Here is a 25,187-nt window from a genome sequence, read left to right as displayed (position 1 = left end):
GATCAGCGGGCAACCGCCCGATTCGATCCGTCATGGCTCCACCCCCCAGGTCTCCAGTGGCCGGCATTGAGGCGCCGCCGGCCGTCCTGGCCGACGCCACCCCCGAGCAACAACTCACCCACGCCCTGGCCTGCTTTCAGGCCGAGGTGTCCGCCATCTCCTCCTGCGATCTGGGCGCCGTCGCGGAGGCAGCCCGCCCTGCTTTTCGCCAGGGCATCGGCTGGTTCGCCCAACTGGGCGAGCAGCACGGCCGGCCCAGGCTGCAGGTCACGGTGAGGCATGCCGCCGGCGCTGAGCTCAGCAGCGAGGCCTGGGCTGACGAACCCGGCGAGCTGGCGGACATGACCGGCTTGATGCTGGCCATGCTGCTGGGCATTCCTGTGTCAGAAATGGCTAGGGCTGCAGAGTCCTGTCCTATTGCAGATCGGCTTCAAGCGGCTAACCCTGAAGATCCGCAGTTGCCTGCGGATCGGCCGGAGCCCGATGGTGAAGCGGAAGCACCAGACCAGCAGAGCCAGGCTCTCTCTCAGCCCCAGGCCAGCAGTGCTGGCACCCCCGATGCAGACAGCGATCCGGCCCTGGTTCCCCTGACGCCCGAGGAGATCAGCGGCTACCACCGCCGCGTGCTGGATCTGCCGCAGGCCTCCCGCCGGGAGTTGACCCATGCGTTCCGGGAGCACTTCCAGGTGCCGCGCAGTGCCCGCTCGATCGGTGATCGCATCACCCTGCGCCAGCACGGCGACTTCCTTGAGCGCTTCATCGAGGAATGCCAGGACCAGGCGCTGGAGAGGGTTCCCTCGCCGCCGGCCCCATGAGCAGCAGCCATCGCCCCAGGCCGCCCCGTCGCTACGGCGAGCAGCCGCGCTCACTGGCCGGCCGCCACTTCATCCAGACCCAGGTGCGCACCGACGTCTACCTGCGCATCCGCGAGCTGATGGAGGCCCGCAACCTCTCCGCCAGCGGAGCGGTGCATCACCTGCTGCGCGAGCGCTTTGACCTGCCGCCCCTTCCCCCCTTCGATCAACACCAGATTTCCACCGATTCATCCCATGGCTAAAGACATTTTCCGCACGCCCCTCGCTGAAGTGCGCTGGGCCCACCTGATCACCCCCAGGCATCAGCTCGACAAGAGCAAACCCAAGGCCTGGACGGCCGACTTGCTGCTCCCCAACGGTGACGAGAAGGCCCAGGCCTTCCTGCTGGCGATGGAGGATCAGTTCATCGCCCTGCATGGCAGCCGTAAGCGCCGGGCGGAGAAGGGCTTCCCCTGGAAGGCCGACAAGGACAAGCCCAGCGAGCTCACAGTGGTGCGCTTCAAAATCCCCCAGTTCCAGCGGCGCGACGGCTCCCTCTCGGAAGGACCCCGCATCGTCGACGCGAAAAGGCAGCCCTGGGATGGGGCCGCCATCGGCAACGGCTCGCAGGTGATCGTCGCCTTCGACATCTACGACTGGGACGGCGAGAACGGCTGCGGCATGACCTTCCAGCCCAGGGCCGTCCAGGTGGTCGAGTTCGTGCCCTACGAACAGGTGGATCCCACCGCCGGCTTCGATGAGCTGGATGGCTACTCCACGGTCAGTGCTCCCGCCGGCACCGGCTCCAGCGGCTGGGCCGCCGAGGTCGACGAGGAGGCACCGTTCTGATGGCCCACCTCCACAGCGTCCGCGGCGGCGTAGGCGGCGGCCGGCCCCAAGGAGGCAGGCCCCAGAGGGGCAAATCCCAGCTGCCGGCCTTCTGCCGCACCCGCCGGCCCACCACCACCGTCACGGTGAGCAGCCTGCGGTACATCCACCGGCTGCTGCTGCTGGTTCTGGTGTTCCAGCTGAGCACCCTGCTGCTGGTGATCGCCGGGCTTGTCCCGCCGCGGCTGCCCCCGGCCACAGCCACCAACGTCCTCCGCTCCGATGCCGGCACTGCCGCCGGTGGGGCTCCCTTCGTCGTGACACCTCCTCCAGATCGATGAGCAGAACAACGAGCTGCCCCGGCCCACCAACGCCCTTCGTCCTGATGGATCACCTCTCCTTCGTCTCCCGTTCCTGGAACGGGACACCGACCTCACGGCGCTTCACCAATGGCGACGTCACTGCCCCAGCGATGTGCAAGGCGAACAAGAACCGGTGGTCTGACTACCGCGAGTCCTACCGCTGCCAGCAAAACATCGATGGTGCTCCCCGCCAGGTCAAGAGCTACCACCGCTCCTGGTTGATCGACACCCTCAAGCGCTGTCGGGCTCCGGTGGCAGGAGGCTGATGGACACCCCAACAACGACATCCCGCCAGCGGGCCTGGGTCAGCACCGCCACAGCCTGCGAGGTGCTGGGGATGAGCCGTGAAACCCTGCGCCAGCTGCGGCTGCGGGGTGTACTCACCCCGGGGAAGCACTACCGCCGCTGGGGGTGCACCCAAGGCCGGGGCCCGCTGCAGTGGCACCTTGAGAACGTGGAGGCCACCATCACTGGCTGGAGCCGCAGACACCTGCGCCTGTAGTCCTCAGCGGCACTCTGTCTGTTAGTCGTCGGCCTTGCGGCCCCCCTCCAGCCAACGGCTGAGTAGCTCCACCGGTGTCTGTGGGCAAATTGTCAATCACAGGCGGAGGTACCGAATCCAGCGCCAGGAAGGGCTCAAGCTGCCCCTGCCTCACCAGCGGAAGTGCTCACGGCCCACAGCTTCCGTGGGCTGCCGAGGCGGAAGAAACCCATCACGTTTCGGCGATCGCTATCCAGTTGGATCAGATGATGGATGGTCGGCGACTCAAGCACCTGAATATTCTCGAAGAATACAGAGTGCATGCCTTGCCCCTTCATATAGCCATTAGGTGCAATGGCTTGGTGTTGATTCATGCCATTGAGGACTTGCTCAAGCTTGATCTGGCTATCATCAATCACTGGTGGTCAATAGCTCCGAGTTCGTTGCCGTTGGCTAACCCCTCAACGCGATAGCTGCCGGCATCAGGCAGCCGCTCAAGTGTTGAGGTTGGTGCTGTTAGGAAGTCTTGTCGGGCCTCCGATACCAGTCGATGCGCCACCTCAGAAACGAATCGCGGCGTCCTTATTCCCCATCACGAGTGTTGTATTCAGACCGGCCCGACAAACAAAGTTGGATCAGTACTCCCTTTGGATGGCCGGAGTTTCTGACTGGGTAAACCGGGAGAGGAAGTCCGGCAATACTGCTAGTCCAAGCAGACTAGGAATGACAATGGCAAGAATAAGAACCAACTTCTGGTTGGTCTCCTTATTTGATTTGTCGCTGCATGCTTTCGCTTCTTTATACTCTTGTATGAACCTGGGGTTGGCTAGCAGGTCTTCCATTTTTGCTTTGTTGTCTTCATAGCGGCGGGTAATCTCATGCTTGAAGTCAGGCCATTCGGCATGGGATAGAGCCCACTGCTTCCAGCTTGTCCATTCCTGTAATGCCGCGATCTTTTCCTGGTTTCTCAGGTGTGCTCCGCCAAATGCAGCCGCAGGTCCAGCTGCACCAAAAAAGGCTCCAGCCAAGGCGTCACCAGTCCTGTTGCAAGCCGGCGGAAGAACGTGAACATCATGCTGGCGAAGAAACTCTGCCACCATTTGATCAATGGTTGGTATTGGTTCTATCAAGACACCATGCTGCTTGAGAAGCCGGGCTTGAACGTGGTCAATTCCACGTGAAGTGAGGTAGGTCATTGTTGTAGAGGCTCTAGGGATCGCTCCCTCGACCTCTTCACCATCCTCACGGCGGGGCTACTTCGGCTTCCCCCAGTCGGGGGAACTTGTGCTGCAATGGCCTGCATCGGCACCTTCCCAACCCTCTGATTGCCCCCATCCCGAGAGCCGGCGAGCCTTATTAGCCAGAATTTAGGGCCTTTCTGAGGGCTCCTGAAGACGAGGGATTGCCCCAGAGACTGAAGGCAGGGCCAGTGTTCAGTGCCGCTTCCAAGGAGACGATCCCCAGTGCGATGCCCAGGACGGCGGCATGGGTGCGGTCGCGCGCTTGCAGCTTGCTGATCACATTGCCGACATGGGTCTTCACCGTTTCCGGGGAGACATAAAGGCGTTCAGCGATGTTGCGGTTCGAGAGCCCAAGCATCACTCCTGTGAGCACCTCGACCTCCCGATCGGTAAGCTGCTCGATCGTGGCTGCTTCCTCACTGCGACGGCGTTGCTGGCGCAGGACGTCGGCGGCCTCCTTCGGGTAGTAGACGCCACCACCGGCGACGATCCGGAAAACAGGCGTGAAGTCCTCTGTCTCAAAGCAGATCGCATCGCAGCCTGCCTCCAGGGCTTCGCCGATCACGGCTGTGGATTCACGGTTCGTGATCAGGATTGTCCTTGTCTCTGGCCTGAGCCGTTCGGCACGCCGCACCAGAGACACTCCCGCTCCTTCGTGCAGGGTCTCGCTCACCAGCAGGAAGTCCGGCTGGTGCTGCAGCACGTGCTGATACCCCTCGTCCTCGGTGGTTGAGGCACCTACCACATGCTCGGTGATCGGGTTGATGCAGATGAAGGCACCTAACCACCTCGTATTGCCGAGGCACGCCACGATTGTTTTTCCCTCCAGGAGCGTGCGGTACTCCTCCAGAAGTGCCGGAATCTTTTGCAGGAGGTGGGTCAGATCCATACGTGGGGGCGCCTCGCATGAGCATACCTAGCCATGCCATCCTTGAGAACAATTGGCAACCCAGCAGTCTTCTGAGTCCATAGGATGGAGCACCCTTGCCACGGCGAGAACACCCGTAGGTGGTCTCATCTTCAAGCAAATCCCCCACTTGGGGGATGCATTGCCTGCCAGCGCGATAAAGAATGAGCGTGTGCAAATCGACCAGTTGGAAATTGATTCTCCCCCATCGTTAAGTCCACAATTTCATGTCAGTCATATGGCAGCTAAATGAGTTGTCTGATATTTCAACAGCGCCTGGAATTCCAAGGAGAGGGCCGGAAGGTAAATAGTTTATTGTCCTATGGCGAGCAACTACAGCGATCATTGCCACACAAAACGAGCCGAACCTCTCATGGACATGGCATGTCGAAGCATGGAACTCAAGGGCCTGGGCTGGCCGGATGAAGCCATTGCTCTCTACGAGGAGCTGTGGGAATATCGCCGGCGATGGGGCAGCATTGCCATTGAGCCTGACGAAAGAACCTTCCTGATGAAGGCCGATAAAGCATTGGCCCAAAATGAAGCAGAAAGAATAGTCCTGGAAGGGCAGGAGGTCAATAGTGTGGAAAGAGCTGTAAATGACCCTCGTGCTTGCATTAGGCCTCTTCATGGCATTTCCATGTCGCCAATGCTGGGCGATGCTGGAGTTAGCAAGCAGTGTTTTGTAGCACTCGATTTTGAGACTGCTGATCACGGGAGGGACAGTGCCTGTTCGATTGCACTCGTGCGAGTCGAGGAGGGCTCGATTGTTCATCGTGAGTACCACCTGATTCGCCCGCCTCGCAAAACATTCGTTTTCACTCGCATCCATGGGATTGGGTGGTCCCAGGTCGCTAATGCTCTTCCCTTTGGCGAACTATGGCCGCAGCTAGAGCAATGCCTCGATGGAGCTCAATTCATCGCAGCTCACAATGCAACCTTTGACAAAAGTGTGTTGCAGGCTTGTTGTCATAAGGCGAATATAATGGCTCCGCCGCACCCATACCTCTGCACGGTCCAGCTTGCCCGGAAGACTTGGGACATCCGTCCAACAAAGCTGCCGAATGTCTGTGAGCGGCTTAACCTAAGCCTGAAGCACCATGATGCCCTGTCTGATGCTGAAGCTTGTGCCAATATCGTGCTTGCCGCCATCCGCGATGGAGGTCTATCGCCAATGCGTACCGGAGAATCGTTCTGAATGACCTTTTTGGTCTTCAAGCTTTAGTAGCGAACTGTGCCCAGGGTGAAGTGCGAAGGTTTCATCAACGACCTGCTATTGAGTGTCGCCAAGTGCAAGAAGATCTGACTCCGCTCCCCCGCTTTTTGAGGAGGGTATTCCTGGGCCTTCGATGATGGGTAACTGACAATACTTAAGTTGATTATTAGTTATCCTCTCCGTCATGCTGCCCTATCACGAACGTATTACTCAGCTCCAGACTCAGATCCGACCACTTGCTGTACAGGCGGCAAGAAGAGGTTGCTCCGCCGAGCAGCAGGAAGAGCTCTTGGCCAGGCTGATACCTCTCTATGACGCACTCTTTGCACTTCAGGAGGAGCTTGATCTCAATTGAGCATTTCGGCTCAGCCCGATGCAGTCGCTGCGGTTCATGCCCGCGGCAGCAGCATGGGCTATCAGTTGATCCCAGCAGATCTCAGGAAGGCTGAAAGGTTGCGGTCGCTTGTGCTCCCCCCAGTGGGTGCGCGTGTCGGCTGCATCATGCCTCCGAGAGTCCATCAAGCCAGCACCAATTGATTCGTACGTTTTGCCAGAAATAAGGCATGCGTACGGTCACTGTCACCGAGCCGGGTGAGGATTGTTAATCCTGTCCTTGAGCTCTGGACTGTATGACGGCTGTTGCTGATGGGTGGGAGCCCTCCTCTCAAGGGCAGTGCCCAGCCTCAGAGGTTAACGAGGAAGCCTGTCCAGAAATACCAGACCACCTCACACCGCTATCAGCCCGGCCTCCAGAAGCTCGGCGCCACTCCATTGGCCATCGAGCACCTCGGCTTCCGCGGCAAGCCCGTCAGGAAGCTGCGAATGATCACCGTCGAGAAGGCCTTAGCCCTGGCCCGTAAGCTGCAGGGCACCCGCGGCTGCACCGCTTCGGAGATCTGAGCCCCGGGACCTAGGGACCCTCTGTTGCCATCTCAGAGGGCAGCCGAGTCACAGGTAGTCACTCACCATGTCACGGTTGATGGGCTTTTTTGATCTGCCAACCAAGGGGGCGCAGCCAAGTGGTGCGAGCTCACCCGTGGGGAGGCCATCCAGTCCTGAAGGCAGAAGCGACGTCAGGCTTGTGATCCCTGTTGGTGAGAATGAGCAACCCCAGAGCAACCTACGTGGGTGACGTTTACAGACCTTGGCACCTCACCAGGGTGATCAGCGCGATGGGGGCGACGACTGCCAACTGCAGCAGCGGCACCACGATGACGGTGAAGCGCTGCACCATCCGGTACTCGGCCACGGTGTGGAACATCCAGCTGTCCACCACGAAGCACCCCATTCCGGCGAGGGAGAGCGCCACGCTGAAGCTCAACAGACTCCAGGCCCACCGCCGTGAACGCCCCAGTCTTGCGGCCAGCGCCGCCAGCGCCAGGTAGGGACTCACGGCTAACAGCAGGAAGGGGATGTCACTCCCCCGCCAGCTGGGAACGCTGGTGAGGGCGAGCACGAGGGTGAGCAAGGCCGAGCCGGCGCACAGCATCACGGTGAGCCGCGCGGGGCGCATGGCGATCGGTGACGGCTGGACCATGGATCTGACTCCCGGCGTCCGTGCTCAGGGCCCCGGTTTCTGGGGTGGGTCCTCGCAGGGCAGCCGGTGGGCGCGGGGATCCTTGTCGTTCCACTCCAGGTAGGCGGTGCCCGCTTCCGGCCGGTGCAGGGGGATGGCCGGCGGCACGCTGGGATTGGTGGGATAGGTGCGACCGTCGTAGCGCAGCTCCGCGTAGTAGCCGGTGCCGGCGTCCACCCGCACCCGGGTGATCAGGTCCTTCCAGCGGTTGTGGCGTCGCTCGGTCACGATCAGGGGATCCTTGAACAGGCTGATCTGGGTGATGAGCTGCAGGCGGCCTGGGCTGGGCTCGCGAAAGATCAGCAGCGGGCAGCCGCCGGTGCCGCAGACCATCGGTCCCAGCACCTGGGCCACCACCTCGGGCCTGCCATCGCCGTTGAGATCCACCTGGTCCCAGATGTAGCGATGAGCCGGCAGACGCTCACATTCGGCCTTGATCTTGTTGCCCTTCACCCACTCGCCCTCGGCGCTGCCGGGATCAGGGCCATGACCCTGGCCGTCGTCGATGCGTACCGGGAAAAGAACTTCTCGCAGAGCCGCCTCGAGGTCGGGGTTGGATCGGGGCTCGGGCGGCACCGATTGCACCACTGTTGGGCTGGCGCTGGCGAGTGGCTCGGCCTGCAGAGTTGGAGCCGCCATTGCGATGCCGGCCGCCAGGGGCAGCAAGGGCAGGGCGCCGACCATCACAGAGTGCCGTAGGTGTACGGAGGCTCCTGTCCGTCGCGGCGCTGCAGCAGCCAGGCGGGCCCGGGGAAGAATGCGGGGCAGCGCACGGTCCAGATCCAGTAGTCCTCCACTGTTTCGCCCTGTTCCGGCGGGAAGAGCCGCATGCCCTCGGCCGCCTGAGGTTCCTCGCCCGCGGGCAGCAGGTGGAAGGCCAGATCGGGATCGGCCGCCAGGCCCTGCAGGATCACCGCGTGAATCTGATCACCGCTGGCGCTGGCGGTGAGCCCGAAGCTCTCGGGTTGGGAGGTCACCATGGCGGCGAATCCTTCGCGGTTCGGATCGATCCGGCAGGGCTCGAACAGGGCCGGCAGGCTGCGACGGAAGGCCTCCAGGGCATCGAGGCTGCCAGGCAGTGCCAGCTGCGCCTGGTGTACCTCGGCCTCGAAGCGGTAGGCAGGGGGCAGGCCCTGCTTTCGCAGGGCTTCATTGAAGTCTGCGGCGGAAGCCATTGGGAGGGTGCCATGGCCATTCACTGTGGAGGATGCCCAGGCGGGGCCATCTCTCCTGGGCGCTGATCGTGAAGGAACCGGCAGCGAATCGCGCTGCCCTCGAGAGGTTCCAGCCGGATCCCCTCGTTTTTCCTGACGATGTGAAGAAAGGGCCTCCAGTCATCCCGAGGCTGGAGGGAGCTGCCACCACGAGCGCCCTGCCGCGGCTGTCCTCGATGGTGAGCGGGCTCGCGTGGCTGCCGTAGAGGCGCACCGGCCCGTTGCCCCAGGGAGCGTTGGTGCAGATCGCCGTGAGTGCCGGGCGACCCTGGCCAGCCGCCGGGCCATCCAGTGCGGAGAGGAGTGCGATCCGCTCGCTGTAGGCGGCCCTCAGGCAGGCGGCCTGGCGCTCCGAGAAGGCACAGCGGCTCCTCCTGCGGAACCACACCTGCTGGGGTTCAAACCAGTGCAGCTGCGAAGCCTGTGCTGCCGAGCCGGCGGCAGCCAGCAGCCGCGCCATCCTGCGATCGAGTGCCAGCAGAGCCGGATCGGCACACACCAGTTGGTCACTGGCGTAGGAGGGAGCGGCACAGTTCGCGGCGCTCTGCTCCGGCGGTGGAGGCACTGCCGCGGCGCGTATGTACCAGACGAAGACGGCCGCCAACAGTGCGGCCGGCAGGAACTGGACCGGATCAACCGCTCCCACCGACCGGACCATGAGGGATGGGTTAGTCGGCCTTCCCGCCAAGTCCCTGGATGGCATCACCGATCGCACCGGCAGCACCCTGAACCTTGTCCTTGAGGTCGCCGGCAGCCCCCATCACCTTTGCCTGCAGCTGCTTGGCTTCGCCTTCCGCCTTCATGGTCTGGTCACCAGTGAGCTCTCCGGCGGCGGCCTGGAGCTTGCCCTCGGTGTCCTTGGCGGAGGCCCTGATCTTGTCTTCCAGGCTCATGGTCGTTCGGCGTGGGGACGGTGGAGGGGCACCGGGCTGGCGATCGAGGGAGCCCCTTTCACGACCGTAGCCAGCCGGATCCGATCAGGCCCGCTTGATCACCCGCAGCACCACCAGCAGGATCACGGCGCCGAGGGTGGCCACCAGGATGCTGCCCAACACACCCCCACCAGCGGCACCGGCAAGGCCACCGAAGAGCAGACCGCCGATCAGGGCACCGATGATGCCCACCACCAGATCACCGATCAGCCCGAAGCCACCGCCCTTGACGAGCACACCCGCCAGCCAGCCGGCGATCACGCCGACGAGGAGAAACCACAGAACGTTCATGGGCAAACCTCAGCGACTGGGTGATGACATCGCGACGGTAGGGTATGCGGCATTTGCTCGCTTGCGGCCTTCCTGGAATAAGCCTTTACAAGCGAACTCTCTGCGTCAGCCGTGCAGCGGGTCGCGCCGATACGGGTCACGCCGATACAGACTGTATCGAGGGGTAAGGTGGCCGGGTTCTCAAGACAAGGCGAACACCAGAGGCAGGGCATTGCACTGAAGAACCTTAACCCGACAAAGAGTGAAGTTTTCGATCAGTCCTCGGATTCTCTATTGACGCTGAGCCTATCCGAGATAAATTCTGAATACCTAAGCTTACCTTGTAAAAAGGTGTTCATGAAAGCAGCCAGCTTCTCCTCTGTTCTGGCCATTGCCGCACTTTGCGGACTTTCCTCTGTGGCTCACGCCCAAAGCACCGTGCCGGACCTTACAGATCTGATCGGAGCACGGGGTTCTTCTGCTGAAACTGAAGTCCAATCTCGTGGCTATCAATTTACCGGCAATCTCGGCTCGTCTGCTTTGTGGTGGAATCGCAGGACAAAAACCTGCGCTTCCATTACAGTGGATGAGGGCCGGGTGGTATCGATTATGAAGTCGCCATCGGCAGATTGCGGCAAGAAGGATCACCCCGTTGCTGAGCTGAGCGATCTGATTGGCGTGAGGGGATCCTCAGCGGAGTCCGAGCTGAAATCTCGTGGCTATCAATTTTCCGGCAATCTTGGCTCATCGGCCCTGTGGTGGAATGCCGGCACAAAGGCCTGCATGTCGGTTACCGTCGGCGACGGCCGGGTGGTATCGATCGTGAAGTCACCCAAGAGAGATTGCCGTCAATAGAAAAAATAAATCAGGACTTCTCCTCTCTGAAGTGAGAGGAGAAGCATGGCTGAGTCGACATCTTGGTAGCAAGCCTGTACTGCAAAGACGGCGATTTCCATCATTCAGAGTCTGGCTGTGGCGATCGATCATCCTTGCAGCCGTCAGTTCTCGAAGTGGTTTTCACTGTCTTCTCAATGCGTGCCGCCCGACCAGCCCAGGCGAGCCAGCCGTGTAGGACATCGTCACTGTCAAGGCAGGTGAGATGGCGGCACCACTGTCCCTGTTGATTGGGCAGCCACTTCTCATCCTGCTTGTGGCCCTGCTGTGGGGTCTGGCGGCCTGGGCCCTGGGCCGCAGCCGGTGGCCCCTGATTGCCAATACGTTGTCCTGGGTTACTTTCGCCTGCTGGGAGTTCCTTGTTCAGGCGATCACGCCTGAGGCCAACATCCGGGTGGATCTGCTGCTGATCGCTCCTCTGCTCACCGGCCTTGGACTCTGGGGCATGGTGGTGATGCTGCGCAGCGGGTTGCGGTGAACACAGCCCCTGAGAGTCCTCTTCAACCACTCGGGCGGCTTGCTCACGCCCTAACCGAGGCCTACAGTCTGATTGAACAGTTCACCCCGCATCTTCAGGAGGCAGCCCATGCAAAATCTTGCAAGGATTGGCCGTTACTTTGTACCTGTTCTGAGTATGGCCTTTCTCAGTGCTGGAGGGCTTTTGTCTGGAGTTCCAGCGCTGGCTGACACGGTCAAAGCACGTTGTGATGTCTTTCCAAAGGGTGAGGATAAGGCAACTTCCTCGGGCTTGTGCACCTTTTCGCAGCGGCAGGGTTTTGTGAGCATCCAGCTCAACAATGGCCAGCGCATTGAGCTCACGCCCCAAGCCGATCAGCCCAATGCCTATCTCGATGCCAATGGCAAGCCCGCGATGCGTGAGCTTGCTGACAATGGCAACATCCACATCTACCGGCTGGCCAAGGAGTCAATCTTCGTGTACTGGGATACAACCCCCTACAAGTGAAATCAACGCTTCAGCGACCTGCTGCGTGCTGGGCTGGGCTAGGTCCATGGCCCAAGGCAAAGCCTAGATTCAGAACAGTGGAGTTTCCGTGATCAAGGCCGGCTGCACCTTCCTTGTTGCCGAAGGGATTCGCAAGGCTGCTAATTGGATTAAGTAGCCACTACTACTCCAGTCCAACTTCCTCGGGGCACTATGCCGCTGATTCGTTATCATCAATACCTGGCTGCTGTTGGCGCGGCTTTCTGGGTTGGCACTGGGGTCGTGGCGATTGGCAGCATTGCCTTAAGTCCCCGCAACTGGACTCCCAATCTTGCTATGGGGGTTTTGTTTATCTGCCTTGGCTGGCTTTTGTATCTTCGTGCGGTCAGCTTTTCTCGCTTTTTTTCGGCGATGCCAGTCAATATCCAAATAATTTCTTTTGGCCAGAGATTTCTGCGTTTGGACTTATTACTTGTTTCCCTCTCGTGCTTAGTTGGTGCACTTCTGCTCCTGGCGAGTGTCAGTCGAGTATTCGGAGAGGGCTATGCCGTCTTTGGATAACGGTTGGTCAACTTGTCTCAATGCCTGTCCGATAGCTCCGGCTGCTCACGGTTCCCCGCGATGAGCCCGGCCTCGAGAAGCTCGGCGCCACTCCATTGGCCATCGAGTGTCCCGTGTCAATCAGGTTGATGCAATGCGCCGGCCAACTTCATTGTCGGCGGACATCCATCACTCCTGCGTGGGCGAGTACGCGGCGGCAGAACTCCAGCAGCTCCTCGTGCGTCATGTCGTGCTTGGCGTCGTTTGTACGCCAGGCGCAGATCACGAAGTCGAGTTCAGGGAGGCTTTCACGGTGGTCAATGGTCGGCTGCATCGCCCGAGCGCGCTTGTAGCTGGCGCCCCGGCGTCCTGACTCTTCACTGTTGTAGTTCCCGAGCAGGCTCCAGTCCAGCTGCTCTCCGGTCCAGTAGTCCACCCCCTCGCAGGCGACGATCGCGGCATGGATGGCGGCCTTGGCGGCGCTCACGGAGTACGTGCCGCCTCTCTCCGAATCGCGACGCACGATCCCCTGGGCCTTGCCTCGGAGCCATTCGTTGTAGGCGTCGGCGGTCAGATGCTCAGCCACCCATGGCGGAGGTTGGTACTTGTGGCGGGTGCTTGGCACTGCTCCGTTACGGGCGTCCTACCCACCCTGGCAATCGGGGCGATGTTATGGGACGGCACGACCCCAGTGGACACGATCGTGGGCTGCCGGCGAGAATCCCGCCCCGAAAGCGAGGGCTCCCCAGATCACTGCCAGCCTTCGGATCCATGCACAGCGGGTGATGGCCGACACCGAGGCACCCAGCGGTGGTGGTGGCTCCATCTGGAGATCAACTCTTTGGCCGGCAGATGGATCAGAACCAGTGGGTGATGGTGGCCGTGGATGCGACAGGGGTGAGCGGGGAAGAGTGGCAGGAGACGGGGTGGCCCTGGAACACGGCGAAGTTGGGTGGCGTCCTTGGCACGATGCACCAGTGCGGCGCTGCGAGGGCTGGAAGCTCGCAAAGTCACCGTGGAGGTTGACATCGGTCCTGGGCCGCCGTCTGCAGGGCCGGCAGCCCAACCCGAAGGCGGAGAATGTGCAGTGGGCTGCACGGTGCCGCGATGGTTACCCCCACTGGCCTGGGCTCCACTGGCCACACTGAACCGGCCCGGTGAGGCAGAGAGCCATGCAGAGCGATCTGGGGGCACGGTGGCACTGGTGACGGGCGCCAGCCTGGGCATCGGCCGGGGCGTTGCCATGAGGCTCGGCGAGGCCGGTGCCACGGTGACTCTGACGCCACGCAGCCTGGAGAGCGGCGCACAAATGGGTTCCGAGATCGGGGCTTGGACCCCTGGGGGTTGGAGCAGCGGGACTCAGGCCGCCAGGGCCGCGCCAGGGATGCTGGCGGTGCTCATCGAGATGGAGCGGATGGTGCGGCGGGAATACGCCTGCACCCGCTCGAAGCCAGCTGCCACAACCGAGCAGTAGGAGTTCACGGTGGGCCCCACGAGCACGGTGTCGGGGGCATAGCCATTGGCCAGCAGCATGGTGGTCATCCACTGCATGTGGCCCTGCAGCTCTCTGGCCCGTGCGGCACCCCGCTGTGCGGCCTGGCTCATCTCACCGAGGCTGTGGGCGCAGAGGGCACCGCTGGCCAGACAGGTGAGGCCCTGGACGATGGGGAACCCGCCGACGGCGAGATCAGCCACGAAGGCCGCGCCACTCACCACTGCACCAACGCCGGAGACGGCGGCGGTGGCTCCGTAGAGATACATCTGGCGCTCATCATCGCTGAGGGCCTTCCAGCACTGCACATAGTCCCGGCAGGATTCCTGAAGGGAGAGGTACTGGTTGCCCAACGCGGGAGCGAGCATCCGGCAGCTGTCAAACAGATACTTCTCCCCGATGAAGCCGGCCACGACGCCATGCCAGGCCGATGTGAGCGGGCTGGTGAGCGTGAAGACGTAGAGGGAGTTGGTGTGGATGGCATGGGGGTAGCGGGCCGTGACCAGCAGATCCATGCCGGAGGCGAGATGGATCACATCGCCGGCCTCGGGCTGATGCGTGCCCTGGAGGCTGCGGTGGCCGCGCTTCAGGGCGGTGGGGCAGTCGATCGTGACGAACGCCGTGGTGGACTGGAGAGTGGGCATGGTGGTGCGTGTGGGAAGGATCGCCCCTTCCCCTCGTTCCGGGCGCTGGTGGGTGATTCAGGCGATCACGCCGCGGCGCCGCAACTCGAAGAAACAGCGTGCTGTGGCCTCCACGTCCACCAGGGCGTGGTGGGCACCGTCGATACCGCTGCCGAACAGGTGCTGATGCAGCTCCTCGAGGCTGGGCCACTTGGGGCCGAAGGAGCCGGGCAGCTGGCACAGCTCGGTGGAGGCCTCCATGGTGCAGTTGCGGCTGAGGGAGGGCAGGGGATTGGGCAGGCCGCAGCGCAGCAGCTCGGCACCGAGCACCTTCTCATCGAAGGCCAGGTTGTGGGCGATGAGGGTGTCTGCCCGGCGCAGATCGGCCAGGAGGCGCTGCAGCACATCGGGGAGAGGCTGGCCCTCGGCCATGGCGCGGGCGGTGGTGATGCCATGCACGCGGGCGGCATCGGCGGGGATGGCGAAACCATCGGGCCGGATGATCGCCTCGACCGTCTGCTTTCGGTGACCCTGGTGATCAGTCAGCAGCCAGGCGATCTGCACGATGCGGGGCCAGTTGGCCAGATCGCTGGCGGGTGCGTGGCGGCTGCGGGGCAGCCCGGTGGTTTCCGTATCGAAGAACAGCAGCATGACGGGCTCAGTGGCGGCGCAGGTGGTAGCTCCACTTGCAGGTCTTGATCTGCACCACGGCGCTCCCTTCATCAGCGGTGTCGATCTGCCGGCCGACCAGCTGCAGGCCGTTCAGGTCGTGCTCGAAGCGCGCGTAGGGGGTGCGGCGCAGCCGGCGGGACACCAGGGTCCAGCGCTCCCAGCCGTGGTGGTGGTCATGGCGGCCGTAGGCGAGGGCGATGCGGATCTTGGTGAGGGAGATGCCGCGTTGCTGGCAGCGCCGCTCGGCGTGGCTCGGATCGTTCCTAGCGCCGATCAGCACGAACTCCGGTGTGTCCTGGAGCCGCGGGTCGTTACCAGCAAGACGATCGAGGGTGAGCTGGTTCATGGGTGGGGACCTCTGCGGAACACCCTCCCCTCGTTCTGGGCTAAGGGACGTGATTCAGAAGCGCAACGCTGAGTCGCAAAGGAAAGGACCGGCCTCAGCGTTCGCCTAGAGCCAGGCCAGTGAAGGATAGTTGCTAAATATATGTATGCAAATGGCCATAAAGTGCGATACAATGCAAGCATTAGGTGTTCTATTTATGTGTCAATTAAATCTAACTGTAAATCATTGTCTGACCGCCCTCTAAGATGGTGCGCATAAGCTTCCTTGTAGCTTTTAATTAATGTATTAAGGCTACTGGGGTTCTCGCACAGGGGTGCGGCAACGGTCTTGGGAAAACTCGTAGCCCCGTATGTTGAACCCCAAAGAATTAGCCCAGGCAGAATATCTCCATCGCAAAACTCCTTGCAACTCGTGATGAATGATGAGATGTTTCGGCCATAGAGAACAAGAACCGCTAAAGACACCATGACAATGCCAGGCGTGGGCAAGCCACCCAGAGAGAATAATGGATCATCCAATCCTAGATATATTGATCGAAGGAAACCCAAGCTTGTTTGATGGTCTGAAACCAGGCTGGATTCCTTCAGTTCATTAACAATTGATTCAAGCACCGAACTTCTCGTTGGCCAGAATGCATCTGGGTTCCGGAATGGCGTACTTGATTTGAAGATAAGATAGTGGCAAATTACATCGAGCATAGATTTATCGGTTGGAGACATCCTATTTCTATGTAGTTTATAGACTAACTTTTGTTTGCTGCAGTCATAGAATAATATATGATTTTTCTCGAGCTTGGCTGAGGACAGCTTGGCTAATCGGTCATCATCGTAGCTGGCAAATAAGCGTGCTCCTAAGCTTTTTAAATCCTTGGAATCAGTCTTTGTCTGATTACCCGACGAATGGTTTACGAGAAGTTCTCTGAGACGATAGAGCCTAAATAAGAAGGGTTGATCTGTGCCTTCCTTCAAGCAATAAGGGAGGAGCATGGCTCCCAAATCGATAGCCTCGCAATTCTTCGGATTCGTTTGCAAACACCGAAGATCTATGCCATATCTTTTAGATATTTCCTGATTTGGTGAGTGGTCTTTCTCATATAGCTTAATGGCATGATCTAGTTCCTCAAGTGCCTCAGTAGCTGCAGATCTAGTTCCATCGCTACTGCGGTCTAATACAAGGGGTATCATATTTATAATTTTCTGCATGGGTATAGATATGTCTAGTTCATTGGATAGAAGAATGGCTAAAGCTCCACATAGCGATGCCCCAAAGGCTTTATCGAGAACGAAGGCATCGTGGACTGAACTGCTATGATTTAACTCAAAAGATTGGTTTATTAAAGGCGAGTCCGACAGGCCTATGTCGCCAAATACAGACCTTTCTTTGACCAGAGTATAATACTTGGCCTCAATCGTCTTTAAAAGCTTGGCTTGTGATTCAGTCTGTTCCGTAATATTGCGAAAATGCAACCTAAAGCCATCTAGTAAATAAACGGTCTGATGGGTATAAAAGACATTGTTCTGCTCATCAGCTGGAACGAACTGGGGAAGTAGCGAACTATCTATTTCTATGTACATCGGGTATCCTCCTTCATCATCGTTGTCAAAAGGATGTCGATGGAATGAAGGTGGTGCATGCTCAGATAATGCAATCAAGACATTCTCCAAAGGAGATAGTCTTGTCATGCTTGACCGGCGATAACCAAAAATTTGGGTTTTGTAAACGCCACAAGGAGCAATCGAAAGTGTAGAGGCAATAATAGATAAGTTGTTGGAATTTGAGGGTATAAATAGTTTCATTGGATCGCTCTCAGAATGGAGCCTGTGGAACCTTCTTGTTGTAACTAATCTTCTCGACAAGACTAGGGGGAATGTTTCTAAAAACCGAAGCCATTTCTCCTGTATACATCAAATATAGATATCTATAGGTCCTAGTTGCTGCAACGTATAGGGGATTTCGAAGATAATCTTCGTAATTATGGCAATTAGGAATAAAAACCGCCTCAAATTGCAATCCCTTGCTGCTATGATAAGTCATAAGTTTTGGATTTGTGGTGGTGAAATTCAGTTCCATTGAGTCCCTCCCATAGCCAATCTTGGCTTCAACCTTCCATCCCATCTTTGTGCATGCATCCTTTGCAAATTGCACATCAATGTTAGAGGCAAAAAGTATCCCCACATCTGTGTAGCGTTGAGATTGAACTATTTGCCTGATCGCTTCAATTTGCTCTAATAAGGAGCCGCATTTCATTATGATTGGCTTTGACGGACCTTCCTTGTAGCATCTTTGCGCAAGAGGGTCTACCCCTGAACTGAGTTCCTCTGCGAATTTAGCAATCTTCTTGGGAAGTCTATGATTTTTTACTAGATTCTCCATGGGAATTCCTGTCATGACCTGTATTTCCTCCATAGTCATCAGATCATCTTTCATCTCGGCATAGACCTGTTGGGCCGAGTCACCGAATAGAATTAAATGCTTTCGGGCCGAATCCCGCAGTTGCTGTAGCTCTTCCCGACTAAAGTCTTGAACTTCGTCGATAATGATGTAGTCAGCAGATGGTCGGCCATTATGCAGCCACTCCCAGTGGTACATGACTTTTGACTCGTCCACGCCGATTGCATGGATACCATCTTGAATGAACTGCTTTAGAGCTTTGGTAAACACAATTACTAAATAGCTAGAGACTCCTTGTTCAGAAAGCTCTTTTGCCCTCCATAATGCTAAGACAGTCTTCCCGCTGCCAGCGCATCCTTTAACGATAAAAGAGCTAGTAAGACTACGTCGAATTATCTGAACCTGATAATCATCTAATTCAGATTCATTTATATACCATGCTTCTTTTGCCATGATTAATGCCGTCTTTGGATGCTGGCCATAATGTTTTTTACTGCTGGTACAAGTATTTGTGCAAATGCAGATAGAAGACTTCACAATTGATGCTGCCGTTGCCTCCGTTTATCCCCTGGATGACTGTGCTAGCACTAATGCTCCGTGAAGCTGGATTCTCCGATAACTACGTAGAGGACTGGTGATCGCCGGTCAGTGCTTGGACGATGAGTCTTTGTTGGCGTGAAGCATTGGCTTGGTCATATCACCAAGAAGAATGCTAAGTGCAGGGAGTATCTTGATAAAAAGTCTTAGATGCTTCCACGGAGCCTATAAGGCTGTGATTGGGGGGGGGGCAAGTCTTAAGACTTGCGGAATGGGAGGACGCATTCCTTGTGTATTGCCTGCCATGCGGAAGAATCATTGAGTCGCACCGTAGCTGCTTATTGATGGGGGTTTGATTGCTTGAAGGTGTCGTTGTGCCCTTATTTCTCTTGGCAGACACGTTCAGTCATGAGATCAAGGCTGGAATGCTTAGCTTGCTTCTCGCTACATGCTTGCGAAAATTGCTTTGGCGCCCTTATCCCTGAGTCTTAGCTTAAATCGCCCATCTCGATCGCCCTAGGTACGGCCTTGGAACGCTTGGTGGTCATCGGGGTTCTGCGATTACCAGCCTTTGGCACACCAAGGTTATATCGTGGATACCCGACCCTAGAGATGTAGCGGGCTATGGCTAACGTCTGTTTGTATTTTGGTGTTAAGCCTGATGTCAGAAGAGATCGCTAATTAGGTTCGGTTATTCTGCGGACGGCCTATCTGCCAATTGATCTTGGCCTCGCTCGCCTAGATGAGTTGCGGCATGGCATGAAGAAGTCCCCTGAGTCCATGTCGAATTTCAGCGGATTAAGAAATTCCCCTGAGAAGGGTGATGTGGAACTGAGCGCTGTAAGGATGCGCGCCTAGGGAAGCGAAAGGAGCTTCGAAATCGCCTAGATGCGATGGTGCCGTGCTTCGTCGGTATTTTGCGCGCCACATCTTCACTAAGGTGGTCTATGCATTGCTAGCTCACTGAGGATGCCGGGCACGTTGTTGAGATGGGTGATGTGAAAGAGGCTGTCGATCATCGACAGAGCGGTGAAACTCTGCCCTCCTCTCGTTAGGGCCCCGCTGGGGTGATTCCGCAGGCCTGGGTGATCAGCAGCTGCTGGAGCTCGGTGAGCCCCTCAGGGGGCTGCTCCAACGGCGAGAAGAGCAGCTCGGAGGCCAGGGCGGTGTTGCCGGCGCGGGCCTCGCGTTCGATCACCTCCAGCCGGGAGGTTGGATCGCCCAGCAGGGAGAGGGCCCGTTGCTGCTCGGCCTCGCCGGCCGCCACCAGCTGGATGTCGGCGAAGTCGGAGCCGGCCGCACCCCGGGGCCGCAGGCGCAGCAGCATCGTCTCCCCGGGGCGCAGGGGCGGCAGGGGCCAGGCGATGGGGCCCTCGATCGGTTCGCTGGAGGAGGTGCGCCGCTGCCAGAGGATGCGCCCGTTCTGCTGGAGCCGCACCTCGTTCAGGGCTCCTGCCGCCAGCAGGGTGGGGCTGGGCAGGGCCACCACAGCCTGGGGCACGCCATCGGCCCGATCAGCAAAGCGCGGCGTGATCAGACACACGCTGGCGGCGCTGCCGCTGCGGCTGCCGCCCACCGCCTGGCGCGGGTTGTAGCCGATCAGCTCGCGCAGCTGCTGCAGCAGCGTGGGCTGGCTGTCGGCCAGGGCGGCGCCAGGGCTGCCGGCCAGGCTGAGGGCCATCAGCAGGGCCAGGGCGGTGCTGGTGGCCAGGGCAGCGGGATGGACGACGGGATGACGGCTGGGCATCTCAGTGGCGGCGCAGCAGGGAAGTGGCGGAGAGGGCAGCCAGGGGCAGCACGATCGGCACCAGCACGAGACGGGTGGTGGCCAGCTGCAGGCTGAGGGGAAGGGTGAGCAGGGTTGCCGCGCCCAGAGCCACCCCACGATGCCGCCGCTCCGGCAGCGCGGCGGCGAGCAGCACCCCCAGCCCCGCGGCCAGGGCCGTGCAGCCGCTGAGCGTGATCGGTGTGAGCCAGTGGCGCAACGCCAGGCTCTGGGCCAGCACCGCCTGCACCAGAGCGCCGGGGATCACGTCGCTGGGGCCGCCCCAGACGGCCAGGGCGGGGCGGATCGCGGCGGGGGCCGTGAACAGATCGCTCTGGTCGCGATCGATCGTGCCGTCGGTGCCCACCACCAGCGCCGGGGCCCGCAGCTCGCCCAGCTCGTCCACGCCGATGGGCCGAACCAGCGGTGTCCACTCGATCGACCAGTCGATCACCGCCTCGGGCGGCATGCGCACCTGGGGTGCAGCGCTCACGGCCGAGGCGAAGTTGCGGCTGTTCACCTCCCAGAGCAGCTGCAGGGGCAACGGCTGGCGATCGGCCCGGCCGGCGGGGGTGCCGACGCCCAGATCGCGGGCCTGCAACCCCGCCTGCCGCAGTGCCTCCAGGGGCTGGGAGCGCACCCCGGCCGCTCTGGCCCCGGCGCCGGCTCCCAGCCAGCCGGCCAGCACCTGCCGCCGCCGCTGGCGGTGGATCACGGCGGCCAGCTCGGTGGTGTGGGGAGCGGGCTCGTCGAGCACCACATCCAGCCCCACCACCGGCACGGCCCCTGGCGGTGTGCGCCGCAGCACCTCCGCCAGGGCGGCGCGGGACACCCGCCCCGGGGTGGCCTCCACCTGCAGCTCCTTGTAGACGCGGCGCTCATCCAGCAACAGCACCGGCAGGGAGGGCCTGAGGGGGCCGGGCTGGCCGGTGGCCCCCCGCCAGAGGCGCTGCACATGGAGGCGGCGATCGAGCAGATAGGTGCTGAGGGGATTGGCCGGCAGCAGCTCAGCGGCGGCGGCCGCTGCCAGCAGCGCCGCGGCGGCGATGGCCTGGCGGCGCGTGCTGCTGGCGAGCCGCAGGCGGAAGCGGCGGCGGGCACTGAGGGGCAGATGCAGCTCAGGAGCACCTCCGGCGCACATGCCGCTGAGCAGCAGGTGACAGCCGGCCGGACCGCTCTCCTGCAGGGCCTGGCGGGTGTGCTGCAGGGCGGCGGGGAAGCTGCGGCCGCGCTCCATCGCCCCCAGCAGCTGCGAAAAGGCCAGGGAGGCGGCGGTGGTGGGAACGGCCTCGCGGAAGCAGAGGGCCCAGGGGATGCCGGCGGCGGTGCAGCAGTGGGCCAGGTCCAGACCCGAGCAGCTGTTGAGCAGCACCAGCGAGAGGCCGTGGCCCTTGGCCTGCTGGAACTCCTGGGCCAGGGCGCTGCCGCCGAGCCAGTGGCCATCGCCGAGCTGCAGACGGCCGCCGCCCTGGGGATCACCGGCGGAATGGCCCAGGAACACCAGCACGTCCCAGCCGCGCTTGTCGCCGAGTGCGGCGCGCAGGCGGCTGAGGCAGGAGTCCGACCCGCGCAGGGTGTGCAGGGCGATGCGGCCCTGGCGATCGAGACGCTGCAGCTCGGCGATGTCGGCTTCCAGATCGAGCCCCTCCTCGCGGCCCACCAGCAGCAGCAGGCGGGGAGAGCGCACACCACGCCGGGCGTGTGCATCGCTGGGGAAGTGGCCGGAGTCAGCGACACGCCAGATCGGCCGCTCCAGCTCCAGCTCCAGCACCTCCCAGGGCAGACGCTCGATCAGGGCGGGGGTGGCCTGGCAGCGCAGGCGCAGCGGCATGGCCGGCAAGTGGGCCAGCAGGCGGCGCAACGGCTCCCAGTCGCTCTGCTGCAGCCAGGCGGTCATGGCAGCCCCCAGCTGGTCGCCGTAGTTCTGCAGCACCGCTGCCGGCAGCGCCGGCGGAGCCGGATCGTGATGGGCCATGAACCGCCGCAGCCAGAGCTGGTGCAGGCGGGCCAGATCCGGTGGGACCGTCACGGTGAAGGCCGCGTTGCCGGCGGGGCTGTTCAGAAAGGCCGTCAGCTGATCCGGGGCCGGGGCGGGCTGGAGGGTGAGGTCGATGCTGGCCATCTCACCCGCCCGGCAGCTGCAGGGGCGGCAGCACCAGGGGTGCGCCGTCCGGTGGCGTGAGGGTGACCTCGATCAGATCCGGGGATGCGGGCAGCTCCAGCTCGAGCTGGGAGGAATTGGCGGAGCTGACGCTGGAGCGCCTGCTGCCCTGGCTGGCGCTGAGCAGCAGACCATCGGGCAGCAGATCCCCCTCCAGCTCACCCACCAGCTGCAGCCTGAGCCAATCGGGGGTGGGCTCCCGCCCCGCGGCAGGCATGCTGATCGGGATCAGCAGCAGACGGAAGCGCTCGATGCAGCGCTGGGAGGCCTCTCCACAGACCAGCGCGCCATCGCCGGTGAGGCCCAGGGGGATCGAGAGCACCGCCAGAGCACTGGGCCAGCGGGAATCAGCCTTGGCAAGGCCCCCCATCACACCATCAGCAGCCAGGAACCCGGATTGCCGGAACGCACCGGCGGTGACGGGCACCAGCTCGGCGCCCAGATCCCCCAGTGCGGGCGGCAGCAGGCCCTCCAGCCAGTCGCGCACGCGCATGGCGGGGCCGGCGGGCTGCGGACGCAGGGCCTGGCGGGGAAGGGCGGCTGGATCGAGCAGGGCGGTGAGGGTGAACAGCCGCTCGATGCCGCTGCGGAACGCGGCGACGGGCAGCACCAACCGCTCCGCCTGGGGATCGCCAGACCCCACGGTGGCGATGAATTCGCTGGCGGTGAGCACGCCGGGAACGTGCACGACGCCGTTCTCCGGATCGATGGCGGCCACCAGCAGCAGCTGGGGAGCCGTGGCGGCGTCACGCCAGGGCGCTGCCGGCACGGCCACCTCGTCGCTGAGCAGGCCGGTGACGGCCAGCTGCACGGCGAAGCGGTTGAGCGCCAGCAGGCGGGAGGGATCGGTGGGGTCGGTTTCAGGGCCGAGGGGCAGATGGAGCTGGCGCTCGGCCATGGCCTGCCGCAGCGCCGCCAGCGCCAGCCGCCGCAGCTGCCGTTCACCATCCTCCTGCGCCTGCTCCCAGAGCTGGGTCGGCAGCACGATGGCGCCGGGCGGAAGGGGAAAGGCCTCGAGCGGCTCGATGGGCACGGGGGGGGCTGGGGAGAAGGCGGTCATGGCACGGGCAGATGCTGGTGCACCCAGCGGCGCAGGGGGGGGATGTCACCTTCTCGTTCCGGGTTGAGCAGGTGATTCCGCAGCGCTTCCACCATGCGTTCGACATCCTCCACAGAGCCGCTCAGGGCGGAGAACGCCGGCTGGCGCAGCAGTTCGCCGGCGGCCTGGCGGGCGATGGCGGTGGCGTGCTGCTCGGGCCGCAGCTTCTTGCTCACGGTGCCGCGGGAGCATCCACAGCGTTCGGATAAGGGGGTGTTGGTAAGCCCCTCGCCAAAGCCCTGCCAGAGGCAATGCAGCTGAGGATCGCTGGCGGCCGGGGCCAGCACGGCCGGCATCACGGCAGTCAAAGCGCGATCGAGAGCGGTGCTGATCAGGGCCAACTGATCGGCAGGGGAGGCACCGTCGTCCTCGAACACCTCGTCGAGGCTGGCTGGATCGGCCACCTCGAGCGGCTGGTCGCCAGCCTCGGGCCAGCCGTTGCGCTGCCACTGCTGGGTAAGCACCAGCCGCACGGTGTTGGCCATGGCCTCCAGCTGGCTCCAGGTGGTAGCCGCGGGCTGCTCAGGGGCGATCCGCCGAAGAAAGTCGGCGTTGGGCTGCCAGCCGGAACTGCGCCCGTTCCTGAGGCGGTGCTCTGCCTTGGCTGTGCGGTAGTGGTCGCAGTAGGCGGCATGCAGGGCCTGGGCCTGATCGGCAGTCAGGGCCCCTGAACCGAACACGTCCCAGGCCTGGCGGATGCGACGGGCACTGGAGTCTGCCAGCAAGGCCCAGTCGGAGATCATCAGCAGGCCGTGCTCCAGGAGGTGGGCCTTGAGGTCGTTGCTGGCCTGGAGTTTGGTGCGGGCCCAGTGGGGCAGCCCGGCGCCACGGCTGGGGTCGTAGCTGCAGATCACCTCCGCCGTGAAGGGAGCCGTGGCCGCCTTGGGTTGATCGGGCAGCTGGAGGTAGTCGAGCGGGCGGCCGTCATCGTCGAGGGCGTAGCCGGCCAGTTCGATCAGATCCAGCCCGTAATGGCTGCCGAACTGGCGGTGCAGGCCGCGGATCTTCTGCTCGAGCGGATGGCTCACGTGGCAGCGGAGGCAAAGGAAGGCACCGTCGTCGTTGTCCTGGCAGGCGGCCAGCAGCAACCGGTCACTCTGGGCGCAGGGTTCGGCGAGGTGATGGCGCTCAGCGGCTGCAGCGGCCGTGGCGGCGGGAGCGTGGAGATTGCCGATCGTGACGGACTCAGGCCCGGACGTGGTTGCCAGGAGGCCTCTGAGCTGGCGGTAGCTGCTGATCACGCTCGTCGTTCCCTTGTCCGCCAGGTTGACAAGGAAACGGGATCGAAAGCATCCCCTGTCCGGGGGACGTGCGCCTGAAGCGTTGATTTCTAGGGTGAAGACGACTGCAGCGCAGTGTTGAGATGGCCCAATGGTTCCCCACCAGGCTCCAGCGCCGAACTCTGAGGCGGAGTGGGGCTGCGGTTGTGCTTGCGGGAGCCCTGCAGTTGCCGATCCCGCTGGTCGCGATGGCTCAGGACAACAAGCCTGAGCAGCCAGCGCCCAGCACCATCAACGCAGCTGACGCGTTGAGCGATGGGGATGTCAAGGCCCTTATCGACCAGGCCGGGGAGCTGAAAGCCAAAGGGAGCTATGCGGAGGCAGCAGCAATCTGGGGGCGATTGTTGAAATATGCAGTGAAGATATTCGGCCCCGATCACCCGGATACTGCGGCCAGCCTCAACAACCTGGCTGGTCTCTACAGGAGTCAGGGTCTCTACAGCCAAGCTGAGCCGCTCTACAAGCGTGCGCTGGCGATCAACGAAAAGGCCCTGGGCCCCGATCACCCCGATACTGCGACTAGTCTCAACAACCTGGCTTTGCTCTACTCCAACCAGGGTCTCTTCAGCCAGGCTGAACCGCTCACTAAGCGTGCGCTGGCGATCAGGGAGAAAGCCCTGGGC

The 25,187-nt window shown here is 61.5% G+C and carries 33 protein-coding genes; 14 read left to right on the top strand and 19 right to left on the bottom strand.

Annotation, left to right across the window (positions count from 1 at the left end; translation table 11 throughout):
• Positions 1-56 precede the first annotated feature (56 nt).
• Genes ACLNEE_RS13775 through ACLNEE_RS13750 form a run of 6 tightly spaced genes read left to right on the top strand, consistent with a single transcriptional unit; the run spans position 57 to position 2,486 of the window.
• Positions 57-815, top strand: a complete 759-nt coding sequence (locus ACLNEE_RS13775; protein ID WP_412007234.1) for a hypothetical protein — start codon at positions 57-59, stop codon at positions 813-815.
• Positions 812-1,057, top strand: a complete 246-nt coding sequence (locus ACLNEE_RS13770) for a hypothetical protein (protein ID WP_411424028.1) — start codon at positions 812-814, stop codon at positions 1,055-1,057. Before ACLNEE_RS13775 ends, ACLNEE_RS13770 begins: the two co-directional genes overlap by 4 nt.
• Complete coding sequence (locus tag ACLNEE_RS13765; protein ID WP_411424027.1) at positions 1,050-1,643, top strand: hypothetical protein; 594 nt, start codon at positions 1,050-1,052, stop codon at positions 1,641-1,643. Before ACLNEE_RS13770 ends, ACLNEE_RS13765 begins: the two co-directional genes overlap by 8 nt.
• Positions 1,643-1,963 carry a hypothetical protein gene (locus ACLNEE_RS13760; protein WP_411424026.1) on the top strand — a complete coding sequence of 107 codons (321 nt, stop codon included), beginning with the start codon at positions 1,643-1,645 and terminating at the stop codon, positions 1,961-1,963. The genes ACLNEE_RS13765 and ACLNEE_RS13760 overlap by 1 nt, the downstream gene beginning before the upstream one ends.
• A gap of 44 nt (positions 1,964-2,007) precedes the next feature.
• Complete coding sequence (locus ACLNEE_RS13755) at positions 2,008-2,250, top strand: hypothetical protein (protein WP_412007233.1); 243 nt, start codon at positions 2,008-2,010, stop codon at positions 2,248-2,250.
• On the top strand, positions 2,250-2,486 hold the full coding sequence (locus ACLNEE_RS13750) for a helix-turn-helix domain-containing protein (protein ID WP_411424024.1): 237 nt from the start codon (positions 2,250-2,252) through the stop codon (positions 2,484-2,486). Before ACLNEE_RS13755 ends, ACLNEE_RS13750 begins: the two co-directional genes overlap by 1 nt.
• Before the next feature lie 134 nt (positions 2,487-2,620).
• Here the strand turns inward: ACLNEE_RS13750 and ACLNEE_RS13745 are convergent, their stop codons facing one another.
• The 3 genes from ACLNEE_RS13745 to ACLNEE_RS13735 all read right to left on the bottom strand — a co-directional run bounded on the left by ACLNEE_RS13745 (position 2,621) and on the right by ACLNEE_RS13735 (position 4,595).
• Positions 2,621-2,884 (bottom strand): hypothetical protein, encoded by a 264-nt coding sequence (locus tag ACLNEE_RS13745; RefSeq protein WP_411424023.1) that lies wholly within the window; start codon positions 2,882-2,884, stop codon positions 2,621-2,623.
• 216 nt (positions 2,885-3,100) lie between these two features.
• Positions 3,101-3,661: a hypothetical protein gene (locus tag ACLNEE_RS13740; RefSeq protein ID WP_411424022.1), complete on the bottom strand. Its 561-nt coding sequence runs from the start codon at positions 3,659-3,661 to the stop codon at positions 3,101-3,103.
• Between the two features lie 160 nt (positions 3,662-3,821).
• Complete coding sequence (locus ACLNEE_RS13735) at positions 3,822-4,595, bottom strand: LuxR C-terminal-related transcriptional regulator (RefSeq protein ID WP_411424021.1); 774 nt, start codon at positions 4,593-4,595, stop codon at positions 3,822-3,824.
• Positions 4,596-5,007: 412 nt separating this feature from the next.
• Between ACLNEE_RS13735 and ACLNEE_RS13730 the strand changes: the two genes are divergently transcribed.
• Both ACLNEE_RS13730 and ACLNEE_RS13725 read left to right on the top strand, forming a co-directional pair.
• Entirely contained in the window at positions 5,008-5,811 is an 804-nt protein-coding gene (locus tag ACLNEE_RS13730; RefSeq protein WP_411424020.1) for a 3'-5' exonuclease, read from the top strand.
• A gap of 789 nt (positions 5,812-6,600) precedes the next feature.
• Positions 6,601-6,729, top strand: coding sequence for a hypothetical protein (locus tag ACLNEE_RS13725; protein WP_412007232.1), 129 nt, complete (start codon positions 6,601-6,603; stop codon positions 6,727-6,729).
• Between the two features lie 235 nt (positions 6,730-6,964).
• Here ACLNEE_RS13725 and ACLNEE_RS13720 read toward each other — a convergent pair whose 3' ends face one another.
• The 6 genes from ACLNEE_RS13720 to ACLNEE_RS13695 all read right to left on the bottom strand — a co-directional run bounded on the left by ACLNEE_RS13720 (position 6,965) and on the right by ACLNEE_RS13695 (position 9,842).
• Positions 6,965-7,366, bottom strand: coding sequence for a hypothetical protein (locus ACLNEE_RS13720; protein WP_411424018.1), 402 nt, complete (start codon positions 7,364-7,366; stop codon positions 6,965-6,967).
• A 24-nt stretch (positions 7,367-7,390) separates the two neighbouring features.
• Positions 7,391-8,089 carry a hypothetical protein gene (locus ACLNEE_RS13715; RefSeq protein ID WP_411424017.1) on the bottom strand — a complete coding sequence of 233 codons (699 nt, stop codon included), beginning with the start codon at positions 8,087-8,089 and terminating at the stop codon, positions 7,391-7,393.
• On the bottom strand, positions 8,089-8,580 hold the full coding sequence (locus ACLNEE_RS13710; protein WP_411424016.1) for a hypothetical protein: 492 nt from the start codon (positions 8,578-8,580) through the stop codon (positions 8,089-8,091). Before ACLNEE_RS13710 ends, ACLNEE_RS13715 begins: the two co-directional genes overlap by 1 nt.
• Positions 8,555-9,265 carry a lysozyme inhibitor LprI family protein gene (locus tag ACLNEE_RS13705; RefSeq protein ID WP_412007231.1) on the bottom strand — a complete coding sequence of 237 codons (711 nt, stop codon included), beginning with the start codon at positions 9,263-9,265 and terminating at the stop codon, positions 8,555-8,557. The genes ACLNEE_RS13710 and ACLNEE_RS13705 overlap by 26 nt, the downstream gene beginning before the upstream one ends.
• 22 nt (positions 9,266-9,287) lie before the next feature.
• Positions 9,288-9,512, bottom strand: coding sequence for a CsbD family protein (locus ACLNEE_RS13700; RefSeq protein ID WP_411424014.1), 225 nt, complete (start codon positions 9,510-9,512; stop codon positions 9,288-9,290).
• Between the two features lie 84 nt (positions 9,513-9,596).
• Complete coding sequence (locus tag ACLNEE_RS13695; RefSeq protein WP_411424013.1) at positions 9,597-9,842, bottom strand: GlsB/YeaQ/YmgE family stress response membrane protein; 246 nt, start codon at positions 9,840-9,842, stop codon at positions 9,597-9,599.
• Between the two features lie 168 nt (positions 9,843-10,010).
• Here ACLNEE_RS13695 and ACLNEE_RS13690 point away from each other — a divergent pair, with 168 nt between their 5' ends.
• The 4 genes from ACLNEE_RS13690 to ACLNEE_RS13675 all read left to right on the top strand — a co-directional run bounded on the left by ACLNEE_RS13690 (position 10,011) and on the right by ACLNEE_RS13675 (position 12,219).
• The gene (locus ACLNEE_RS13690; protein WP_412007230.1) at positions 10,011-10,676 is read left to right on the top strand and encodes a hypothetical protein; all 666 of its coding nucleotides are present in this window, start codon (positions 10,011-10,013) and stop codon (positions 10,674-10,676) included.
• A gap of 295 nt (positions 10,677-10,971) precedes the next feature.
• Positions 10,972-11,193 (top strand): hypothetical protein, encoded by a 222-nt coding sequence (locus ACLNEE_RS13685; RefSeq protein WP_412007229.1) that lies wholly within the window; start codon positions 10,972-10,974, stop codon positions 11,191-11,193.
• Between the two features lie 108 nt (positions 11,194-11,301).
• Complete coding sequence (locus ACLNEE_RS13680) at positions 11,302-11,679, top strand: hypothetical protein (RefSeq protein ID WP_411424010.1); 378 nt, start codon at positions 11,302-11,304, stop codon at positions 11,677-11,679.
• 192 nt (positions 11,680-11,871) lie between these two features.
• Positions 11,872-12,219, top strand: coding sequence for a hypothetical protein (locus ACLNEE_RS13675; RefSeq protein ID WP_411424009.1), 348 nt, complete (start codon positions 11,872-11,874; stop codon positions 12,217-12,219).
• A gap of 148 nt (positions 12,220-12,367) precedes the next feature.
• Here the strand turns inward: ACLNEE_RS13675 and ACLNEE_RS13670 are convergent, their stop codons facing one another.
• The gene (locus tag ACLNEE_RS13670) at positions 12,368-12,784 is read right to left on the bottom strand and encodes a hypothetical protein (RefSeq protein ID WP_411424008.1); all 417 of its coding nucleotides are present in this window, start codon (positions 12,782-12,784) and stop codon (positions 12,368-12,370) included.
• 366 nt (positions 12,785-13,150) lie between these two features.
• On the opposite strand from ACLNEE_RS13670, the gene ACLNEE_RS13665 reads away from it, so the two are divergent.
• The gene (locus tag ACLNEE_RS13665; protein WP_412007228.1) at positions 13,151-13,672 is read left to right on the top strand and encodes an SDR family NAD(P)-dependent oxidoreductase; all 522 of its coding nucleotides are present in this window, start codon (positions 13,151-13,153) and stop codon (positions 13,670-13,672) included.
• Here the strand turns inward: ACLNEE_RS13665 and ACLNEE_RS13660 are convergent.
• The 9 genes from ACLNEE_RS13660 to ACLNEE_RS13620 all read right to left on the bottom strand — a co-directional run bounded on the left by ACLNEE_RS13660 (position 13,558) and on the right by ACLNEE_RS13620 (position 24,525).
• Positions 13,558-14,334 (bottom strand): hypothetical protein, encoded by a 777-nt coding sequence (locus ACLNEE_RS13660; RefSeq protein ID WP_411424006.1) that lies wholly within the window; start codon positions 14,332-14,334, stop codon positions 13,558-13,560. The two genes, ACLNEE_RS13665 and ACLNEE_RS13660, sit on opposite strands and share 115 nt — an antisense overlap.
• A gap of 57 nt (positions 14,335-14,391) precedes the next feature.
• Positions 14,392-14,964 (bottom strand): 3'-5' exonuclease, encoded by a 573-nt coding sequence (locus tag ACLNEE_RS13655; protein ID WP_411424005.1) that lies wholly within the window; start codon positions 14,962-14,964, stop codon positions 14,392-14,394.
• A 7-nt stretch (positions 14,965-14,971) separates the two neighbouring features.
• Entirely contained in the window at positions 14,972-15,331 is a 360-nt protein-coding gene (locus ACLNEE_RS13650; protein WP_411424004.1) for a hypothetical protein, read from the bottom strand.
• Positions 15,332-15,525: 194 nt separating this feature from the next.
• Positions 15,526-17,127, bottom strand: a complete 1,602-nt coding sequence (locus ACLNEE_RS13645; RefSeq protein ID WP_411424003.1) for a hypothetical protein — start codon at positions 17,125-17,127, stop codon at positions 15,526-15,528.
• Between the two features lie 10 nt (positions 17,128-17,137).
• Complete coding sequence (locus ACLNEE_RS13640) at positions 17,138-18,175, bottom strand: ATP-binding domain-containing protein (RefSeq protein WP_412007227.1); 1,038 nt, start codon at positions 18,173-18,175, stop codon at positions 17,138-17,140.
• A 1,135-nt stretch (positions 18,176-19,310) separates the two neighbouring features.
• A complete protein-coding gene (locus tag ACLNEE_RS13635) occupies positions 19,311-20,006 on the bottom strand; it encodes a hypothetical protein (protein ID WP_411424719.1) in 696 nt (231 codons plus the stop codon).
• A 1-nt stretch (position 20,007) separates the two neighbouring features.
• Complete coding sequence (locus tag ACLNEE_RS13630; protein ID WP_412007226.1) at positions 20,008-22,146, bottom strand: CHAT domain-containing protein; 2,139 nt, start codon at positions 22,144-22,146, stop codon at positions 20,008-20,010.
• A 1-nt stretch (position 22,147) separates the two neighbouring features.
• Positions 22,148-23,245 (bottom strand): hypothetical protein, encoded by a 1,098-nt coding sequence (locus tag ACLNEE_RS13625; protein ID WP_411423411.1) that lies wholly within the window; start codon positions 23,243-23,245, stop codon positions 22,148-22,150.
• Positions 23,242-24,525 (bottom strand): hypothetical protein, encoded by a 1,284-nt coding sequence (locus ACLNEE_RS13620; protein ID WP_411423410.1) that lies wholly within the window; start codon positions 24,523-24,525, stop codon positions 23,242-23,244. Before ACLNEE_RS13620 ends, ACLNEE_RS13625 begins: the two co-directional genes overlap by 4 nt.
• 206 nt (positions 24,526-24,731) lie before the next feature.
• On the opposite strand from ACLNEE_RS13620, the gene ACLNEE_RS13615 reads away from it, so the two are divergent.
• Positions 24,732-25,187 (top strand): tetratricopeptide repeat protein (locus ACLNEE_RS13615; protein ID WP_412007225.1); only part of this gene is annotated, 456 nt, incomplete at its 3' end.

The organism is Aphanothece stagnina RSMan2012, from assembly GCF_046764815.1.
In the GTDB taxonomy this organism is placed as follows: domain Bacteria; phylum Cyanobacteriota; class Cyanobacteriia; order PCC-6307; family Cyanobiaceae; genus NIES-981.
Note: the sequence above shows the minus strand (reverse complement) of the source record. Positions and strands in the feature narration are given on the sequence as shown.

Bases quoted from the DNA above. Each gene is read 5' to 3' on its own strand.
- ACLNEE_RS13700 (WP_411424014.1), bottom strand. From the start codon at position 9,512: ATGAGCCTGGAAGACAAGATCAGGGCCTCCGCCAAGGACACCGAGGGC.
- ACLNEE_RS13720 (WP_411424018.1), bottom strand. From the start codon at position 7,366: ATGGTCCAGCCGTCACCGATCGCCATGCGCCCCGCGCGGCTCACCGTG.
- ACLNEE_RS13740 (WP_411424022.1), bottom strand. From the start codon at position 3,661: ATGACCTACCTCACTTCACGTGGAATTGACCACGTTCAAGCCCGGCTT.
- ACLNEE_RS13715 (WP_411424017.1), bottom strand. From the start codon at position 8,089: ATGGTCGGCGCCCTGCCCTTGCTGCCCCTGGCGGCCGGCATCGCAATG.
- ACLNEE_RS13770 (WP_411424028.1), top strand. From the start codon at position 812: ATGAGCAGCAGCCATCGCCCCAGGCCGCCCCGTCGCTACGGCGAGCAG.
- ACLNEE_RS13710 (WP_411424016.1), bottom strand. From the start codon at position 8,580: ATGGCTTCCGCCGCAGACTTCAATGAAGCCCTGCGAAAGCAGGGCCTG.
- ACLNEE_RS13750 (WP_411424024.1), top strand. From the start codon at position 2,250: ATGGACACCCCAACAACGACATCCCGCCAGCGGGCCTGGGTCAGCACC.
- ACLNEE_RS13655 (WP_411424005.1), bottom strand. From the start codon at position 14,964: ATGCTGCTGTTCTTCGATACGGAAACCACCGGGCTGCCCCGCAGCCGC.
- ACLNEE_RS13695 (WP_411424013.1), bottom strand. From the start codon at position 9,842: ATGAACGTTCTGTGGTTTCTCCTCGTCGGCGTGATCGCCGGCTGGCTG.
- ACLNEE_RS13650 (WP_411424004.1), bottom strand. From the start codon at position 15,331: ATGAACCAGCTCACCCTCGATCGTCTTGCTGGTAACGACCCGCGGCTC.
- ACLNEE_RS13755 (WP_412007233.1), top strand. From the start codon at position 2,008: ATGGATCACCTCTCCTTCGTCTCCCGTTCCTGGAACGGGACACCGACC.
- ACLNEE_RS13760 (WP_411424026.1), top strand. From the start codon at position 1,643: ATGGCCCACCTCCACAGCGTCCGCGGCGGCGTAGGCGGCGGCCGGCCC.
- ACLNEE_RS13660 (WP_411424006.1), bottom strand. From the start codon at position 14,334: ATGCCCACTCTCCAGTCCACCACGGCGTTCGTCACGATCGACTGCCCC.
- ACLNEE_RS13640 (WP_412007227.1), bottom strand. From the start codon at position 18,175: ATGGCAAAAGAAGCATGGTATATAAATGAATCTGAATTAGATGATTAT.
- ACLNEE_RS13630 (WP_412007226.1), bottom strand. From the start codon at position 22,146: ATGGCCAGCATCGACCTCACCCTCCAGCCCGCCCCGGCCCCGGATCAG.
- ACLNEE_RS13735 (WP_411424021.1), bottom strand. From the start codon at position 4,595: ATGGATCTGACCCACCTCCTGCAAAAGATTCCGGCACTTCTGGAGGAG.
- ACLNEE_RS13645 (WP_411424003.1), bottom strand. From the start codon at position 17,127: ATGAAACTATTTATACCCTCAAATTCCAACAACTTATCTATTATTGCC.
- ACLNEE_RS13730 (WP_411424020.1), top strand. From the start codon at position 5,008: ATGGAACTCAAGGGCCTGGGCTGGCCGGATGAAGCCATTGCTCTCTAC.
- ACLNEE_RS13675 (WP_411424009.1), top strand. From the start codon at position 11,872: ATGCCGCTGATTCGTTATCATCAATACCTGGCTGCTGTTGGCGCGGCT.
- ACLNEE_RS13625 (WP_411423411.1), bottom strand. From the start codon at position 23,245: ATGACCGCCTTCTCCCCAGCCCCCCCCGTGCCCATCGAGCCGCTCGAG.
- ACLNEE_RS13765 (WP_411424027.1), top strand. From the start codon at position 1,050: ATGGCTAAAGACATTTTCCGCACGCCCCTCGCTGAAGTGCGCTGGGCC.
- ACLNEE_RS13680 (WP_411424010.1), top strand. From the start codon at position 11,302: ATGCAAAATCTTGCAAGGATTGGCCGTTACTTTGTACCTGTTCTGAGT.
- ACLNEE_RS13635 (WP_411424719.1), bottom strand. From the start codon at position 20,006: ATGCCCAGCCGTCATCCCGTCGTCCATCCCGCTGCCCTGGCCACCAGC.